Here is a 17,265-nt window from a genome sequence, read left to right as displayed (position 1 = left end):
GGAGCATTGGCTCCTGCTGGAAGGATGTGCGCCATGGTGAAGGCGTATCCGGAGGAGTTCCGCCGTGATGTGATCGCGGTCGCCCGGAAGGGCGAGACGTCGGTGCGGCAGGTCGCGAAGGACTTCGGTGTGTTCGAGTCTTGCCTGGCCCGCTGGTTGCGGCTCGCGGACCGCGACGACGGCATCAATGTTGCAGCGGCGCCGTCGGCGCCGTCGGCGAAAGCGGTGGAGCAGGCGGAGCTGCGGGACGCGCAGAAACGGATCCGGCTGCTCGAGCAGGAGAACGAGATCCTCCGCAGGGCAGCGGCCTACTTCGCCAAGTCCCAGCTCCTAAAATGATCTACCCGCTGGTCCTCGAACTCGCCGACGACGGTGTTCCTGTCGCGGTGGCCTGCCGGGTGTTGGGCTTCTCGAAGCAGGCCTTCTATCGGTGGCGCGCCGATCCTGTGACTGATCGCGACTGGGCGGACGCGCACCTGACCAACGCAGCGATCGATTCGCATCGGGACGATCCCACGTTCGGGTACCGGTTCATCGCCGATGACCTTCATGCTGCCGGCCACCGAGCATCAGAACGGGGGGTGTGGCGGTTGTGCTCGCAGCAGCGGCTCTGGTCGTTGCATGCGAAGAAGCGCAGCCTGAATCGCAAGGCCGGGCCGCCGGTGCACGACGACCGGGTCCGGCGTGCGTTCACGGCACCGGACCTGGACCGGCTGTGGCTGACGGACATCGCGGAGCACCCGACCGGTGAGGGCAAGCTCTACCTCTGCGCGATCAAGGACGCGTGGTCGCGGCGCATCGTCGGCTATGCGATCAGTGACCGGATGCGGTCCTCGCTTGCCCTCGCGGCTCTGCAGATGGCGATCTCCCGCCGGAACCCGTCAGGGGGTGGCCCATTCGGATCGGGGCAGCCAGGCCGTATTCAACCGGTCGTCGCAACACCTGATACCGGAGGTGTTCGATGCGGGTTCGAGATCGTCAGCGACAAGTCCAGGCGTATCGGGGGCAGATTCCGTCGCCGGGCAGACCGACGGTGGCGTGGCGGGAGGATCGGGTCGCGTTCTGGGCGGCGATCGCGGCGGGTGTGAAGACGCGAGAGGCCGGTGTCGCCGCGGGCGTGTCCGAGCCCGTCGCGCATCGATGGTTCCGGCACGCTGGCGGCGTGAACCCCAACCTCGCTCCGACGCTGTCAGGAAGGTATCTGTCGTCGCACGAGCGTGAGGACATCGCGTTGATGCGGGCGCGCGGTGACGGCGTGCGCGAGATCGCGGCCAGCCTTGGCCGTGCGCCGTCGACGATCTCCCGCGAGCTGCGACGAAACGCATCAACACGCACCTACCGGCTGAACTACAAGGCCTCGACGGCGCAGTGGCACGCGGAACGTCGAGCGCGCCGACCGAAGGTGGCGAAGCTACGCACGAACCAGCGGCTTCGCGACTATGTCGCCGATAAGCTCAGCGGCCGCCTCCACGACAGTGCTGGGAACCGGATCGGTCCGGAAGGACCGGCGTGGGACGGGAAGAACAAGCCGCACCGCGAGGACCGAGAGTCGGTTGCTGCGTGGAGTCCGCAGCAGATCGCGAGACGACTCCCGGTCGAGTTCCCGCACGACCCGTCCATGCGGATCTCGCACGAAGCGATCTACCAAGCCCTCTACGTCCCTGATCGAGGCGGCCTGACGAGGGAGCAGTCGTGGCATCTGCGACGCGGGCGGACGAAGCGCAAACCTCGAGCACGGACCCGGATGCAGGCGTGGGCGCACGTCACGGCCAGCACGACGCTGAAGCAGCGGCCCGCGGAAGCGGACGGCCGTGACGTCGCTGGGCACTGGGAAGGGGACCTCATCATCGGGCTCAAGCGATCCGCGATCGGAACGCTGATCGATCGGAGCACACGGTTCGCGATGCTGGTGCACCTGCCGAGGCAGGTCGGCTACGGGCTCATACCGCCGCGGAAGAACGGGCCGGCCTTGGCTGGCTACGGGGCTGTGACCATGAAGAACGCGCTCGTCGCCACTTTCGACGCACTGCCCGCATCATTGCGTCGCTCGTTGACCTGGGACCGCGGGAAAGAGATGTCCGCGCACACACTCCTGACCGCACAGATCGGGATGCCGGTCTACTTCGCCGACGCGAAGAGCCCCTGGCAGCGCGGCAGCAACGAGCACCTCAACGGGCTGCTGCGGCAGTACTTCCCGAAAGGCACCGACCTGTCTCGCTGGAGCGCCGCGGAAATCGCCGCCATTGCCGATGCGATCAACAACCGACCACGGGGCATCCTTGGCTGGCGCACTCCTGCTGAGGTCTTCGCCGACCAACTACGCTCGAGCCAACAAACCACTGTTGCGACGACCGGTTGAATACGGCCAGTTTCGTTCGAAGAAGTTCGTTCGGGCGCTATCGGACGCCGGGCTGCCCGGATCGATGGGGCGGGTCGGCGCGTGCGCGGACAACGCGGCGATGCACTCGCGGCCTAATCGAACGAGTCAACCAAACCTGCAGCAGTCCCATCGGGTCCCATGCGTGGAGCTGGTAGAGGTCGACGTTGTCCCGGCCGAGGCGTCGCAGCGACTGGTTCACCTGCCGGTCCAGTTGGCGGCGGGAGTTGGCCTGGTCGTTGATGCCTGGTCCGAGCGGTTGCGTCCGTGGCAGCGATGAGACGTCTCGCAACCGTAGACATGCGAGAAGCGCCCCGCCATCTTCGGCGGGGCGCTTCTAATTACTCAGGTGGGCGCAATCACGTCAACTATTTTCTTCGACTGAATGTCACGATATTGCGGATTGCAAGCAATATCACGAGTGCTGCCACCACCAGCAGTACGACACTCACCACAGGGTTGCCCTTGTTGATGGTGACTAGACCTACTATCAACACCGCGATACCTAAAGCGCCAGCGATAACAGCTTGAACTCGATATTTATTGTCGATTTGGTCCTCAGCAAGCCAGAGTGAGAGTGGCGCCCACGGGTGTGGTGAAAATTCCCACCGAGTTCGCAATGGCGTTCACGCCCACGACAACGCTTGCGCCTCCTGTTGCGGGTGCGGCCGAGCCGTCCGACTACTGAGGTTCCTTAAGAATCCGTGTCTTTTTGATTATCTCGGGGTGCGCCGTCGTCGTGGCTTAGCCGATACTGGAACAGGGCTGCAACGAGGGCCAGCCCCCCGACGATGAAGGCAATAATTGCAGCTATTCCATGCCCGTTATATAGGATATAAGCGCCTACGGCGATGAAGGCGACGCCAAATACCACGCTGGCACTTGTGCTCACTCTGCCGAAGAGTAGCAGAAATACTTTTTTCAAGATTATCCCTACAAAGAGTATCCGCAAATTCCGAGAACGGCTCCGACGCCAAGGCCGTAGGCAATGGCGCCAGCCCCTGAGAATGCCGCGATACCCAACGAGAGAATACAGCCGTTGGCTGCTCGCAGCTGAGCATCGGTCTCCGCTGGGCCGGTTCCAAGGTGGTTCACGCCATCCGGAGTGGTATAGCACGCCACGGAGGACGAGCAGTAGGCCAAGCCTCGCGGGTCGTAGTTGTTGATTGGATCACTGGCTGCGTACGCGTACCGGTTGCCGTTGCTGGGGTCGAGTGGCGAGTCGAGGGTGTCTTGCTGGGTCCAGGCGCCGATGTAGGGGTTGTACCAGCGTTGCCCGAACTTCACGAGGCCGGTGGCGATGTCGCCGATGCCGGCCTTGAAGGTGAACGGGTTGGACGGGAGGCCGTCGCCGCCGCCGTCGTAGCTGACGGTCTCGGTGCCGTACGGGTCGTAGGAGTGGGAGAACGCGGCTGCGTCGTCGACGAGGAGCGCGAACGGGTTCCCGGTCCCGTCGTACGCGTACAGCCCAGTGACGTAGGACGGGGTGGCGAGGGCGATGGGTTGCCCGGTCTTGGCGTCGTTGACGATGTTCGACCGCTGCCCGTTCCGGGTGGAGGTGACCAGGGTCGGGTTGCCGTTCTGGTCCGCACTGCCGTACATGTACGTGCGGGTGGTTCCGCCGGCTGTGGACAGGGACAGCAGCGACTTCTGGTCAGCGCCGGCGTACGTGTACGTCGTCGTCTGGGATCCGTTGTGCACGGCGGAGGTCATCTGCTCGGCGGCGTTGTAGGTGAACGTGTACTCGGGTGCTGCGGTGAGGTTCCCGGCCCCGTCGTACGTGTACCCGGTGTTGGTGATCTGGTTCGCCGCGTTGTACGTCAGCGCCTGGTTGGTGGTGACGGTGCCGCCAGCGGTGGTGAACTTCGCCGAGGTGCGGTTGCCCCGCACGTCGTACCCGAACTCCCACGTGCCCGCGGTCGCGGTGCCGGAGCCAGTGGTGACGGCCTTCGTGATGCGGCCGCGACTGTCGTACGTGTACGTGGTGCTCTGCCCGGTGAGATTGTCGGTCACCCATTGCACCTTGGACCGGTCGTTCGTGGTCGTGGTGCCGCAGGCGGGTGCGGTGCTGCCGGCGTTGTAGCAGTAGCGGAGGTCGTAGATCTGGCTGTTGTCCGTCGACGACGGGCCGACGAAGCCTTGGGTTTCGGTGATGCGGCCGTTGGTGTCGTAGTCGGTGTGCGTGCGGCTCGCCCAGGTGCTGTTGGTGCTGTTGGCGTCCGTGTACGTGTCGGTGCGGCGGCCGTTGTCGTCGGTGATGAAGTGGAACTGCTGCGTGCCACTGCTCGAGGGCGACGGGGTCGTCGTCGAGGTCAGCACACCGGAGTCGTCATACGCCGACGTGATAGTGCCGTCGGGCCCGGTGAACGAGGTCTGGTTGCCGACCTTGTCGTACGTGTAGCTGACAGAGCCGTTCGCGGTGTTGCCGGTCGAGAGCAGGTGTCCGAGCTGGTCGTACGTGTTCGTGATCGTCCCGCCGGCGGAAGCCTGGGTGAGCAGGTGCCCGGCGTTGTCGTACGTGTTCGTCACCGTCGGGGTGCCATCCGAGAAGCTCGTGGTGAGCAACCGGTCGTCACCGTCGTAGGTGTAGTTCGTCGTCCGTCCGGCACCGTCGGACGCTGACGCGATCCGGCCGAGCGCGTCGTAGGAGTACGTGCGGGCGGCGAGGCTGGTGCCGGTGACGGGCGTGACGGTCTTGAGCTGCTTGTTCTCGTACGTGTAGTTGGTCTTGTTCGTGCCGTTGCCCGGCGCAGTCGCCGTGGCAACCTGCCCGGCCGTGTAGGTCAGCGTCGCCGTCGCGGCGGTGGCACCGGACCCGGTGCTGCTGGTCAGCTGGTTGCCGACACCGTCGTAGGTGAGGTTCGACGTGTTGCCGGCGTCGTCCGTGGTCGATGCCGGCGAGTACGCCGTGGCCGCGGGAGATGCGTTGTAACCGATCGACTGCGACGCACCGCCGGTGGAAGCGACCTTCGTCAGGGACTGGCTGCTGTTCGCCCCATACGTCGCGGTCGTCGTTGACGCCGACGATCCCGATCCGACGGTCGACGTGGACGGCTGCAGGTTCGCACCGTTGTACGTCTTCGACCGGACCCGGCCGGCTGCGTCCGTGACAGTGTTGACGAGCTTCTGCGACGAGTTGATCGCGTACGTCGTGTGCGGCACCGACGCCACCGCGGTCGCGGTGTCCGTGTTCGGGGACGCGACCAGCGTCGACGTCGCCGACGCATAGCTCAGCCGCGTCGTTGACGCCCCTGCGCTACCGGAAGTGGTGTTCGACTGCAGCACCTGGGACACCTTGTGCGTGGTGCCGGAGTAACTGATCGTCGTCGTCGCACCCGTCGGGCTCGTGATCTGCGTCAGGTCATTTCCGGAGTACGCGAACGTCGTCGTCTTCCCGGCGCCATCGACGTAGGAGGTGAGGTTGCCGTTGGTGTCCTTCACCCACTTCACCGACCGGGCAGCAGAACCGGAGCCCTGCGTCACCGTGTACGCGCGCGTGGTCGCGTCGTACGCGCCGTTGGCGGTCTTTGCTGCGTCGGTACCTGCGGTGCTGATGATCTTCACCGGCACGCTCGCCGTGTTCGTCTCCATCGTCGTGTTGCCGTTGCGGTCCGCAACCGACACCGGGAACCCGTTGACGTTCGAGGTGATGACCTGCCCCGTCGCCGGATCCGTCATCGTGTACGTCGGGTTCGTCGTCCCAGAGGCGACAAGCTTGCGGAGGAACCCGGCCGGCGCGGTGAACGTCGTCGACGTCGCGGACGCGAAGTTCCACGTCGCACCGTCGGGCGCCGTGTACACGACAGATCCCGATGCACCGGCAGAGAACGAGCCGGCACCGGCGATCCCCGTCGTCCAACGCACCGCCTGATGCGTGTTGGCATTCGCGGCCTGCCAGCCCAACGAGTTGTACGTCTGCGTGATCGCGTTCGTCCCGCTCGCACCCGGCAGCGACAACCCAGCGGTCGTGACCTCGAGGTTGCCCGTGGCCACGTCAACGGCGACGCCGACCTGGTCCGAGACCGCGAACGGCAACGTGGTCGCCGACGGCCGAGACCCGGTCAATCCGGTCGTTGTTGGACCCGTCGGGATCGCCGCGTGAGCGACTTCGGTGACACCGCCCACGAGGGCGACGCTGACCGCGCCGACGAGCGCAACCTTCCAACCGAACGATGAATGGACAGCCTTACGGCGTGGAGCAAGAAGCACGGGTTCCCCTAGCGGAAGAGCACGATGACGCGGGTGATGAAACGTGGCCAAGACACCCCAAGGCCACTCGAATGGCGTGAAACGCCCGCATCACCCGTCGACAGCACTGTCAGCTCAGATGAGGGTTGTTCGAAACCTAACGGCATCCCTGCATAAGTCGCACCCCCCAAACGGGGGCATGCGGAAAACCGCAGCCCCCAGGGCAGCCGCGAGCGTCTTGACGACACGGACCGAAGCGAACAAGCCGACGCCAAGCGCAGCTGCTCACAGGGTTGCGCCCCAAGACGTCGACGGAGCTGCACCCCATCGAACGCAGTGTCAGACGCGGGCAGTTTCATACGTGACCGCCGGGCCTGGTGAGGTTGCGCCGGGCTGATGCGTCAGTGGCTGGGTCTCACCGGGATCTGCGAACCATGGAGCGACATGGACCTGTCATCTGACGCTGCTATACGAAAAACGATTTACGCATTACGCTAGACCCATGCAGCATCGGCATGAAGCGACCGCCCGAACGTGGTCGAAGACGTTGTTCAACGACGTCCACTTCCTGCGTGTGGCCACCGCGATCGGCCAAGGGCCGGCAGAGACGGATGCAACCGTCCTGCAAGCGGAACTTAGACTGACCCAGCCCGCGGTCCGCCGCGTGATCGTGGACCTCGAAGGAGTGCGTCTGCTCGACCGGCTGGGCCGGGCAAGCCGGACCGAACCTCAACGGTACCGTCGTGCCGAGGGGCACCCATTTTGGGCCGCGGCGTCCGCGCTGTTGAACGCGGCGATCGAGGTAGAGAGGTGAAGGACGTGCATCTGGAAGCAGTCGCGCTAGGTGACGCCGCGAAACTGTTGCCTGGTGAGATGCTTTGCCGTCACACCGCCGACGTATTCGGCTCTCGCATCACGGTTACGTACGCGGTCAACGCGGAGGAGCATGCACGACGCGAGAAGGTTGGCACTGCTGCGATCGAGGATGAACGAGCACTCGCGATGCTCTTAGCTCTGCCGACAGACGACCTTGCCCCAGTACCACCACGCTTCGTGGATGTCGCGATCGACCTGGCATCGCATTCGGCTAGCACGGTGGACATCTTCGCCGACCCTGATGGCGACGTGTGGGCTTGCCGACGTGTGGACGTCCCCGTTCGAGTCGTCGAGATTGAAATCGCTTCTTCGCGATGGCCGTTAGCCATGCAGGCGGCCCACCGATGGAACGGCTACGGCCCTCGGAAGATTGTGATGGCGAGGGGAGTGTCGGATGAGTTGGCCGCCTCCATCGAAGCCAGCCACTACGGCATCGGACTCACCATCGAAGATGGCAGCGGTGCCCGCGTCATCATCGACGCGGACACGTTCAACCCGCGACGATTCACCGCCGCTCGCTGGCTCTTCGCCGAGACGGTCTACCGACAGTTCGTTGACGCTGTCCGAAGCTGACCTGTTCCCGAACGGCACTGCGCGAGCGTCATCACCTCAGCGCTCGTTCCAGAACATCACCTCGTCGTCAATCGGTATTGCACGTCCGAGGTAGGACTCCAGCTGTGCGTAGGCGTCTAAGGCTGCCGCAGCTTGAGTGGCCCACCACGCACCGATCTCGGTCGGGGAGAGTCCGAGTGTCTGATGGTGGAGGCGTTGCAGATCCAGGGCGTTGTGGAGGTGTCCGGTGAGCCGGTCCTCGCTGCTATGGAAGAGCCGGTCGATCGGCTGGTTCTCGCAGATCGCACACGTGCAGGCGATGCTTTCCACGTCAACGAACCAGTGTCGACGAAGCTCGGTGGAGCGGACGAAGCGCAGTAGGTCCCCGATGAACATGTGGGGTGCCATGTCCGAGGGGTCTGCAGCCCTGCCACCCTTTCGGCCGGCAGGGGTCAGGCGTCGCTTCGATGGGATCACTCCGGCTGCCATGCCTACGGCTCCGTGAGCTAGCGCGTCAAAGCCGCTCAGGTCCACACGCCACGGGATCACCATGTTCGTGGCTCCCTCGAAGATGCGCCGGTATGCGCGGCGACGGCGCTCGTTGTGGACTGGGTTCTTGTCAGATGTCAGAGCAAGCAGCACAGGGTGGTTGCTGCGATTGATGACTGCGATGAGCTGACGAACGGTGTCCTCCCGATCGAGGACCGCTCCGCTGATGGGGATGAGGAACGCGGTATCGGTCCGGTCAACGTCGTTCACCATCGACAGTGCCGTCTTCAAAGAGTCGGAGTCACCCACCTTGAACTGCCCGGTTGGCGTGATCGCAATCGCGCTGTGAGCAGCACGCATCTCCGTGAGGGCCTCATCGAGGGTCGGCCGGAGCATCATGTTCGGGTCACCGAGGTAAAACGGTTGCTCCGGGTTCGCCCAGTGGCCGGATTCGCCCTCGATACGGGTCGGCTCGATGATCAGCGCGTGCTCGGGATGCGCATCCTTCAACTGCCGTGCCTGTCGAACCCCGTACGCACCCGTCGTTACGATCCCGCTCGCTGAAGCTGAAATCCACGGCGCTGCGTCGATGACCTCTTCGCCGAGCACGAAGAGCTGACGTCCGCGCAGCAGACTGCGTGCATCGCCAACCTCAACGCGACGGGTGGGCGCGCTCGCTTGGAGGGAACCTCGGAGGTTCTGATTGCTGATCACGCTGTATTGGTCAGGCATGGTGCGGATCCTCCAAGAAGGTGGCACGGAATTCGGGCTCGAGCATGTAAGCGGAGCGGGCAAGCTGCTCGGCGGTGACGCCACGGCTGAGTGCGTCCTCGACGGCCCGCCGCAACATCGTGGGGATCTCAACGGCAAGCGGCTCCGGTTCGCGGCGGCGCATCCCGGTGGTTGCGAGGGTGACATTCAGTCCGCGGTACTCCCGATCCGACACCAAGTCCAGATCGAACGCCCGCCGGATGACGGCGCCCAACGACACGCGCCAGAGGCGCTTAAGTCGAAGTAATGCGTCCAGGTCGGATCCTGCCCAGTCGCGCCGGAACTCCCGCTCGGGCATCAGGAAGGCGCTTGCGAAGGCATCCGCTTGCTGCTCGTGCAGCGGCGAAGCAGCCGTGTCATGCATGACCGCATGTCCAAGCTCGTGAGCGAGCGTGAATCGTTGCCGCTCCGCCGAGGTGTGCCGAGACACCAAGATGATCGGAACAGTTTCGTCTGGCCAGCCCGCAATCGCATCGACCTGCGCGGAATCAAGATCCGCGGTCAGAACAACCACGCCGGCCGCCTCGACAACCGCGGTGAGGTCGCCGATGGGACCGGCTGCAACGTCAAGGTCCCGCCTGACAAGGGCAGCGATGTCCGCGGGAGTGTCGAAACCATCCTCCGGAAGTGATCGACGACGCAGCCGCGGTGACGTGGCCGAGGTGCCGAGGAGCTGGCTCGCTCGGAGACTCGTCAGATCAAGCTCAGCTCGGATTCGCTTCAGCGCGGTCTCCGGGGTTGTCTTCTGTTTCCGGTGGAACACCCTCGCATCCGAACGCGCTACCGGAGCATCCGCAAACGAGCCGGAGGGGACAGCGAGTGCGCGCTCAAGCGCTGCCCAGCGATCTGAGTCGAGGTCCTCTCGTGCTCGCTCCGCCTTCGATAAAGCGGCCTGCGAGATCTTCGTCGCTTCCACCAGGTCCGCCTGCGTGAGTCCATGAGCGACTCGGAGTGTGCGCAGCAGTGCGGCGCGGTCGGCGAGGCTCGATGTCATGCCCCGAGAATAGCAGACGGTGCTCGAATATTCGAACCTTGTACCCTGTCATCGCGGACCTCACCTGCGATCGTCCCCGCCGTCGCTCATCACGTCCGCGACGGAGGGAACTCAACCCCTCCACCAGAGTTGAAGTTGCTGATTGGCAGGGTGTCCGCGGCGACGATGTTCCAGCCGGTGTCCACGTGGACGCGGTAATCAATCTGCCGATACGACTGCTCGCGCTTCGCCCATCGTTCGGGGTCATACCCGGGGCTGCTGACCTGCAGAACGACTTCGAACGTCTTCCCGATCGCATCGGAGACGACATCGGCGTCATCAGCGCCCGAGAAGGTGACGCCTACCCACGATGCGTTGCCCACGTCGATGGCGACGACGTACTTGAGTAACCCGAGGGCTCGCAGATCACGCCAAAGCTGCGCGACATCGATCGTGCGCTGCCCAGCGTGGAAGTCGACGTGGCAGAGGATCCCGGCGCCGTACTCGAACGGCGCGGTCGCCCACGGTCGGGCACTGAACTGAACTTGGTACTCGATGTCGTAGCGCCGCTGGGCGTGCTCCGTGAGTCGCTGTGCGGTGGGATGATTACCGCGGACCCAGCCATCAGTGACCGCATCGGCTCCAGTGGTCGGCGGACGCCACCGAGAGTTGTAATCGGACATGGCTATGAACGCGCCAGCCTCAAGGTCGCGCAGAGTCTGCTCAATACGAGCAAGATCGTCTCGGTTTGGGCGCCTGATGTGGCCGATCCGGTGACGAATTTGCAGGAGTTCGGCTTGGCGCCCCTCCCACGCAGTCTGTTCGAAGAGGGACGGCGCAAACAGATGCCAGTCACTACGAATGATCTGCACGAGCTGTGAGTAATCGAGGTAGGCGAGTGGGTTGTCGTTGTCGACCCCTGTCATGTGCGAGAACGACGCGTCACGCTCCTCGCGTCGTTGGGCTCGCTTGACCGCCTCCGTCCACTCGGCCCCGAATGCGGCCCGCAGCTCCATGTAGACCAGGTCGCGTGCCCAGGCTTCAAGTTGCCACCACCGGGCATACATCGCAATGGACTGCTGTGGCACCCCAAGGGCGTGCGCGGACACAATCGCATCTCCCGACGGTCCGCGAAGCACACTGGGGAGACTCGATTCGTCGACTACATCCATAACCACCACAATCGGACGTGCCGGACCAACCGTTACGTGCGACACCTTTTTGCGCCCGGCCACGGACGGACGGACCGTGGCACTACGACGGCGTGGACACCGCTCAGTGGCACCGATCAAACGAAGCTTGTCGACGATTAGATCCCGCCGCCGGATCCTGCCCAAACAGGGGTCTGGCGGGTTCCGCGGCGCGTGGCTTTGCGCGCCAAGCGGTTCGCGAGAGCCAGCGCCGCACGAAGGGCGCAGACGAGTCGCGGGAGAACGGGCGAGGGCGAGCAATGCGCGTTCGATGGGCCGCATCTGTGCCAGGCGAGCATGCTGCGCTGTGCTCATCGGCTCGTACGACCACCGCAGGATCCGCTTGAGAATGGCGATGTAGGACTAGTCGTGAACTACCCCACTCCATGAAACCCCGGTCCGATCGGACCGGGGTTTCGTCGTCTCCGTGCTGGTCTGCACGCCGCGTGAACCAGGTTCCGGACACGGCACCGCGGAACGGCGTGGTGCTGTGTCCGGAACCTGGTTCCGCCGGGCTGCCGTCAGGCCGTCGCGATGCTCCCTGTCGAGGTCAGCTCGCCAGCGCCGCGCGAACGCCCACGCCGCACGGCACCCATGGCGACGAGCGTCAGGGCCACGGCGGCCAGGGTGATCCCGGCGCCCGCCCAGATCGGCGAGGTGTAGCCGAGCCCAGCGGCGATGGTGAGCCCACCGATCCAGGCACCGAACGCGTTCCCGAGGTTGAACGCCGCGATGTTCGCCCCGCTCGCCAGGGTCGGCGCGTGGTCTGCGTACTGCATCACGCGCGTCTGCAGGGCCGGCACGGTCGCGAACCCGAAGGCACCCATCAGCACGAGTGCGATGACGGTCAGCACGGGCGAGGTCGCGACGAGGGCGAACAGCCCGAGCACCACGGTGAGGGCGACGAGCACGACGAGCAGGGTCCGGTCGATCGAACGTGCGGCGAGCTTGCCGCCGACGAAGTTCCCGACGAACAGCCCGACGCCGAACACCACGAGCAGCCACGGCACCGCCGAGGACGGGAAGCCGGACACCGAGGTCAGCGTGTACGCGATGTAGGTGAACGCCCCGAACATCCCGCCGTAGCCGAGCACGGTCATGCCGAGCGACAGCCACACCTGGTCGGAGCGGAAGGCGCCGAGCTCGCGGGCCAGTGACGGGGTGTCGGTCTGACGGACGGCGGGGACGAGCACGAGGACGCCGACCAGGGCGACGACACCGATCGCGACGATGGCCCAGAAGGTCGAACGCCAGCCGAGCGCCTGGCCAAGGAACGTGCCGAACGGCACCCCGAGCACGTTCGACGCTGTCAGCCCCGTGAACATCAGGGCGACCGCGGAGGCGCGCTTCGAGCGCTCGACCATGTTCGCGGCGACGACGGAGCCGATGCCGAAGAACGCTCCGTGGCAGAGTGCCGCGATGACGCGTCCGGACATCATCACCTCGTAGGTCGGTGCGATCGCCGACAGCGTGTTGCCGATGATGAACAGCACGAGCAGCCCGAGCAGGACGGGCTTGCGGGGGAGCCGGGTGGTGGCTGCGGTCAGGCCGAGGGCGCCGACGATGACGGCGAGTGCGTAGCCGGTGACGAGCCAGCCGGCCGTGGTCTCGGTGACGCCGTAGTCGGCGGCGACCTCGGGTAGCAGGCCGGTGATGACGAACTCGGTCAGTCCGATGCCGAATCCGCCGAGTGCGAGGGCGATGAGTCCCGCGGGCATGGGGGTTCCTTCCGTTGTGCGGTGGCGCTGTGCCGCGTACGCTGGTTGTTGCAGACGCGCGGTATCGATAGTTGCATACGCGGGGTATCAGCGCAAGCAACTACACGCGCCCGCAACGACCGCAGCGACCGACCGTGGCGACCGACCGCCGCAACCGACCGCCGCAACCGACCGCCGCAACCGACCGCGCAACCGACCAGAAGGAGCCCGATGTCCGTTGACGACACCTCCACCGCCGTCCGCGCCCACGGTTGGCGCACCCTGGCGGCGCTGCACGGCCTGATCGAGACGCGACTCGAGCGCGCGCTGCGCGACGTCGACCTGTCCGTGGTCGAGTACACCGTGCTCGACGCGCTGCGCCGACAGGACGGCTTCCACATGCGCATGCAGCAGCTCGCCCGCGCGGCGGCCCTCAGCCCGAGTGCCACGACCCGGCTGGTCAACCGGCTCGAGGAACGTGCGCTCCTCACCCGCGTGCTCTGCGCCGACGACCGCCGCGGGCTCTACACGGAGCTCACCCATGCCGGTCAGCGGCTGCTGGACGCGGCCACGCCGATCCACGCCGCTGCGCTCGAGGGGGCGCTCGCCGAAGCGCGCGAGGTCCCCGAGCTCGAGGAACTCGCGGTCGCGGTCGACCGGCTCGAGGGTGCCAGCGTCTGATCCGTCGGCCGGGAGGCCCGGATCACCGCCGCCCCGCGCACTGCGGTCGGTGGGCGGTGGCGCCTCAGGCCCGCGGCGGCGCCGTCGTGGACCGCACGACGAGCGACGGCGGCACCAGGACGCTGCTCGGAGCGGGTCGTTCGGCCGCGCCGACGAGCTCCACGAGCCGGTTCGCCGCGAGCCGCCCGACCTCGTCGTTGTGCGGGTCGACCGTGGTCAGGCGCAGCAGGGGTGAGGCGGCGAGCGGGGTCTCGTCGTTGCCGACCACCGAGACGTCCTCGGGGACCCGGAGTCCGGCTTCGCGCACGGCGGCGATCGCGCCCATCGCCATGACGTCGTTCGCGGCGAACACCGCCGTCAGGTCCGGGTGGTCCCGCAGTGCGCGGCGGGTGCCCTCGTACCCGGTCGTCTCGGACGTCGGGCCGTCGCCGTAGACCAGCGGCGCGATGCCGGACGCGACCATCCGCGCGACGGTGCCCTCGCGGCGGACCGCAGCCGGGCCTCCCGAACCCGTGACGTGGACGATGCGGCGGTGACCGAGCCCGATCAGGTGATCCGCTGCCAACCGGCCGCCAGCGGCCTCGTCCGAGGCGACGACGTCGAGCCCTCCCGGTACGTCGGCCCGGGCGCCGGCGACGACGACGGGGGTGTCGGCCGGCACGACCAGGTCGGGGAAGCCCTCGGCGGCGAGGACGACGCCGTCGACCCGCAGTGAGACGAGGTCGTCGAACGGCGAGGAGTCGAGGTGGGCGTTCGCACGGGTGTCCGCGAGGGTGAGTCGCAGGCCGTGCGGTGCGAGCGCGTCGCGGATGCCGTCGAGCAGGGGGACGAACCACGGGTTGCGGAAGTCGTCGACGATGACGCCGACGGTGCGGGTCCGGGTGCCGGCGAGGATCGCGGCGGCGCGGTTGGGGCGGTAGCCGAGCTCGGCGGCCGCCGCGAGCACGGCCGAGCGGCGTGCGTCGGAGACGCCCGGATCGTCGCGGAGCACCATCGAGACGAGTGACTTCGAGACGCCGGCACGGGTCGCGACGTCGATGATCGTCGGGGGTCGTGACACGCGGCTCCTTGACAGGACATGGGGTGGTCGGTCTACAGTCTACCGACACGTTCTGGAACGTTCCAGAATCGGCACCGGACTTCTCGAAGGAGAGAACCATGAGCGACAGCATCGGCGTCGCCGTCATCGGGGCGGGCATGGCGGGCAAGGCCCACATGGCCGCGTGGCGGAACGCACCCTCACTCTTCGCCCCGACGCTGCCGCCCGTGCGGCTCGTGTCGATCGGCGACGTGTACGAGCCGCTGGCGGCCGAGGCTGCGCAGCGCTTCGGCTACGCCCGCCACGACACGGACTGGCGAGCCATCGCCGAGGCCGACGACATCGACGTCGTGAGCGTCGTCGTCGCGAACAAGCTCCACCGCGAGATCGTCGAGGGGCTGCTGGCCGCCGGCAAGCACGTCCTGTGCGAGAAGCCGCTGTCGGACTCGCTCGAGGACGCACGGGCGATGGCCACCGCGGCCACCGAGGCATCGCAGCGTGGGCTCGTCGCCCGCGTCGGGTTCACCTACCGCCGCGCCCCTGGCCTCGCCGCGATCAAGCAGCTCGTCGAGGACGGCACGCTCGGCCGCGTCCTGCACGTCTCCGCCCGCTACTGGACCGACTACGGTTCGTCGCCCGACGTGCCCTTCTCGTGGCGCTTCGCGGGTGCCCCCGGCACCGGAGCCCTCGCCGACGTCGGCTCGCACCTGGCGTACGTGGCCGAGTTCCTGGCCGGCGAGGTGCAGAGCGTCAACGGCGGCATGTTCACCACTGCGATCACGAAGCGCCCGATCGCCGCCGGGTTCGCCCTGCGCGGCCAGGCCGTCCCGCTGACCGGTGAGTTCGCCGACGTCGAGAACGACGACTACGCCACCTTCAACGCACGCTTCGGCGACGGCTCCGTGGTGGGCTCACTCGAGGTGTCCCGGGTCGCCACGGCACACCCGAACGGCCTGGTCATCGAGGTCTTCTGCGAGAACGGTGCAGCGCGCTGGGACCAGGAGCGCGCCTCGGAGATCGGCCTCGCGCTGCAGTCCGACGGCTCCCGCCTCGGTGGGTACCGCCAGGTCGTGCTCGGCCCGGACCACCCCTACGTCGCCGGCGGCATGGCGATGGACGCGCCCGGAGTCGGCTGGGGGCAGAACCAGATGTTCGAGTACCAGGCGCGCGCGTTCCTCGACGAGGTCGCCGGCGTCGCGGACCCGCTGCCGGCCAACGCCACGTTCGACGACGGCGTGCACAACATGGAGATCCTCGACGCGGTGGCACGGTCCGCCGGGGCCGGTGGGGCCTCCCTCGACGTGCCGTCCGTCCGCACCACCGAAGGAGCGCACGCATGAAGCTGGGTCTGTACAACGCGATCTTCCACGACCGGCCGCTCGCCGAGGCCCTGACGGCCATCGCGGGCAACGGCCTGACCGGCATCGAGCTGAACACCGGCGGGTTCCTGCCGCCGGTGCACGTGCCGGACATCGACGCGATCATCGAGGACGACGCCGCACGTGACGCCTTCCTCGCCCGGTTCGAGGGCACCGGGGTGTCCATCGCCGGCCTGAACTGCAACGGCAACCCGCTGCACCCGGACCGAGCGATCGGCCAGGCCCACGCCGAGGACATCCGGCGCAGCATCCGCCTCGCCGCGCGCCTCGGCCAGGACCGCGTCGTCACGATGTCCGGGCTGCCGGCCGGCGAGCCCGGCGGCACCCGACCGAACTGGATCGTGAACGCCTGGAACTCCGCCGCGCTCGACGTCATCGAGTACCAGTGGAGCGTCGCCGTGCCGTTCTGGCAGGAGATCGACGCCCTGGCGCGGGAGCACGGGGTCAAGGTCGCACTCGAGCTGCACCCGCAGAACGTGGTGTTCAACCCGGCGACGATCCGCGAGCTCGTGCAGCGCGGTGGCCTGACGAACATCGGCGTCGAACTCGACGCGAGTCACCTGTTCTGGCAGCAGATGGACCCGGTGGCGGTCGTCCGCGACCTCGGCGACCTGGTCTTCCACGCCGCCGCGAAGGATGTCCGGATCAACCCGCACGCGGCGATCAACGGCGTGCTCGACAACTCGTTCCGTCGGCTGTCGCCGGACGAGCCGCGCACGAACCTCGGTGGCGACGAGTGGGCCAACGAGTGGCCGAAGCCGTCCGCGTGGGACTTCGTCGCGCTCGGCAGGGGTCACGACAAGGCGTACTGGTCGGCGTTCCTCGAGGCCCTGCGCGAGGTGGACCCGGACATGTGGGTCAACATCGAGCACGAGGACACCGAGCTCGGTCGCGAAGAAGGGGTCGCGGTCGCCGCGAAGGTCCTGCTCGCAGCCGACACGGCGCTCACGACGCGCGCGTGAGCCGCGTCTGAGACGCACCACGTGATCCGCAACGGGAGGCCCGTGGGACGTGCGCTGATCGGCGCACGTCCCACGGGCCTCCCGTCCAGTG

Annotated in this window: 12 protein-coding genes and 2 pseudogenes; 7 read left to right on the top strand and 7 right to left on the bottom strand. The window is 66.7% G+C overall.

From position 1 onward, the window contains the following. Positions 1 to 33: 33 nt before the first annotated feature. Together EDF42_RS19315 and EDF42_RS18285 are read left to right on the top strand one after the other, a co-directional pair. Positions 34 to 915 (top strand): annotated as a pseudogene (locus EDF42_RS19315) (IS3 family transposase); the annotation flags it as partial. Positions 916 to 961: 46 nt separating this feature from the next. Then, on the top strand, positions 962 to 2,359 hold the full coding sequence (locus EDF42_RS18285; RefSeq protein ID WP_185041066.1) for an IS30 family transposase: 1,398 nt from the start codon (positions 962 to 964) through the stop codon (positions 2,357 to 2,359). Positions 2,360 to 2,522: 163 nt separating this feature from the next. On the opposite strand, the pseudogene EDF42_RS19310 reads toward EDF42_RS18285, so the two are convergent. Further along, positions 2,523 to 2,669, bottom strand: a pseudogene (locus tag EDF42_RS19310) (aldo/keto reductase); the annotation flags it as partial. A 641-nt stretch (positions 2,670 to 3,310) separates the two neighbouring features. Next, positions 3,311 to 6,442 (bottom strand): RHS repeat domain-containing protein, encoded by a 3,132-nt coding sequence (locus EDF42_RS18275; protein ID WP_123673893.1) that lies wholly within the window; start codon positions 6,440 to 6,442, stop codon positions 3,311 to 3,313. Positions 6,443 to 7,067: 625 nt separating this feature from the next. On the opposite strand from EDF42_RS18275, the gene EDF42_RS18270 reads away from it, so the two are divergent. Together EDF42_RS18270 and EDF42_RS18725 are read left to right on the top strand one after the other, a co-directional pair. Beyond that, a complete protein-coding gene (locus tag EDF42_RS18270) occupies positions 7,068 to 7,379 on the top strand; it encodes a hypothetical protein (RefSeq protein ID WP_123673891.1) in 312 nt (103 codons plus the stop codon). Beyond that, a complete protein-coding gene (locus EDF42_RS18725; protein WP_148067874.1) occupies positions 7,376 to 8,014 on the top strand; it encodes a hypothetical protein in 639 nt (212 codons plus the stop codon). The genes EDF42_RS18270 and EDF42_RS18725 overlap by 4 nt, the downstream gene beginning before the upstream one ends. Positions 8,015 to 8,050: 36 nt before the next feature. Here the strand turns inward: EDF42_RS18725 and EDF42_RS18260 are convergent, their stop codons facing one another. The 4 genes from EDF42_RS18260 to EDF42_RS18245 all read right to left on the bottom strand — a co-directional run bounded on the left by EDF42_RS18260 (position 8,051) and on the right by EDF42_RS18245 (position 13,134). Further along, entirely contained in the window at positions 8,051 to 9,214 is a 1,164-nt protein-coding gene (locus EDF42_RS18260) for a hypothetical protein (protein ID WP_148067872.1), read from the bottom strand. After that, complete coding sequence (locus EDF42_RS18255) at positions 9,207 to 10,247, bottom strand: ImmA/IrrE family metallo-endopeptidase (protein ID WP_123673885.1); 1,041 nt, start codon at positions 10,245 to 10,247, stop codon at positions 9,207 to 9,209. Before EDF42_RS18255 ends, EDF42_RS18260 begins: the two co-directional genes overlap by 8 nt. Before the next feature lie 89 nt (positions 10,248 to 10,336). Beyond that, a complete protein-coding gene (locus EDF42_RS18250) occupies positions 10,337 to 11,335 on the bottom strand; it encodes a Swt1 family HEPN domain-containing protein (protein ID WP_221181047.1) in 999 nt (332 codons plus the stop codon). A 602-nt stretch (positions 11,336 to 11,937) separates the two neighbouring features. Next, the gene (locus EDF42_RS18245) at positions 11,938 to 13,134 is read right to left on the bottom strand and encodes an MFS transporter (RefSeq protein WP_123673883.1); all 1,197 of its coding nucleotides are present in this window, start codon (positions 13,132 to 13,134) and stop codon (positions 11,938 to 11,940) included. 210 nt (positions 13,135 to 13,344) lie between these two features. Between EDF42_RS18245 and EDF42_RS18240 the strand changes: the two genes are divergently transcribed. Further along, a complete protein-coding gene (locus EDF42_RS18240; RefSeq protein WP_123291868.1) occupies positions 13,345 to 13,794 on the top strand; it encodes a MarR family winged helix-turn-helix transcriptional regulator in 450 nt (149 codons plus the stop codon). A gap of 64 nt (positions 13,795 to 13,858) precedes the next feature. On the opposite strand, the gene EDF42_RS18235 is transcribed toward EDF42_RS18240, so the two are convergent. Beyond that, on the bottom strand, positions 13,859 to 14,854 hold the full coding sequence (locus tag EDF42_RS18235; protein WP_123338643.1) for a LacI family DNA-binding transcriptional regulator: 996 nt from the start codon (positions 14,852 to 14,854) through the stop codon (positions 13,859 to 13,861). A 98-nt stretch (positions 14,855 to 14,952) separates the two neighbouring features. Here EDF42_RS18235 and EDF42_RS18230 point away from each other — a divergent pair, with 98 nt between their 5' ends. Continuing rightward, positions 14,953 to 16,173 carry a Gfo/Idh/MocA family protein gene (locus tag EDF42_RS18230; protein ID WP_123673881.1) on the top strand — a complete coding sequence of 407 codons (1,221 nt, stop codon included), beginning with the start codon at positions 14,953 to 14,955 and terminating at the stop codon, positions 16,171 to 16,173. Beyond that, positions 16,170 to 17,174, top strand: coding sequence for a sugar phosphate isomerase/epimerase (locus tag EDF42_RS18225; RefSeq protein WP_123673879.1), 1,005 nt, complete (start codon positions 16,170 to 16,172; stop codon positions 17,172 to 17,174). The genes EDF42_RS18230 and EDF42_RS18225 overlap by 4 nt, the downstream gene beginning before the upstream one ends. Positions 17,175 to 17,265: the final 91 nt, after the last annotated feature.

Origin of the sequence: Curtobacterium sp. PhB172 (genome assembly GCF_003752545.1) — a bacterium.
GTDB lineage: Bacteria > Actinomycetota > Actinomycetes > Actinomycetales > Microbacteriaceae > Curtobacterium.
This window is presented reverse-complemented; position numbering and strand designations above follow the sequence as displayed.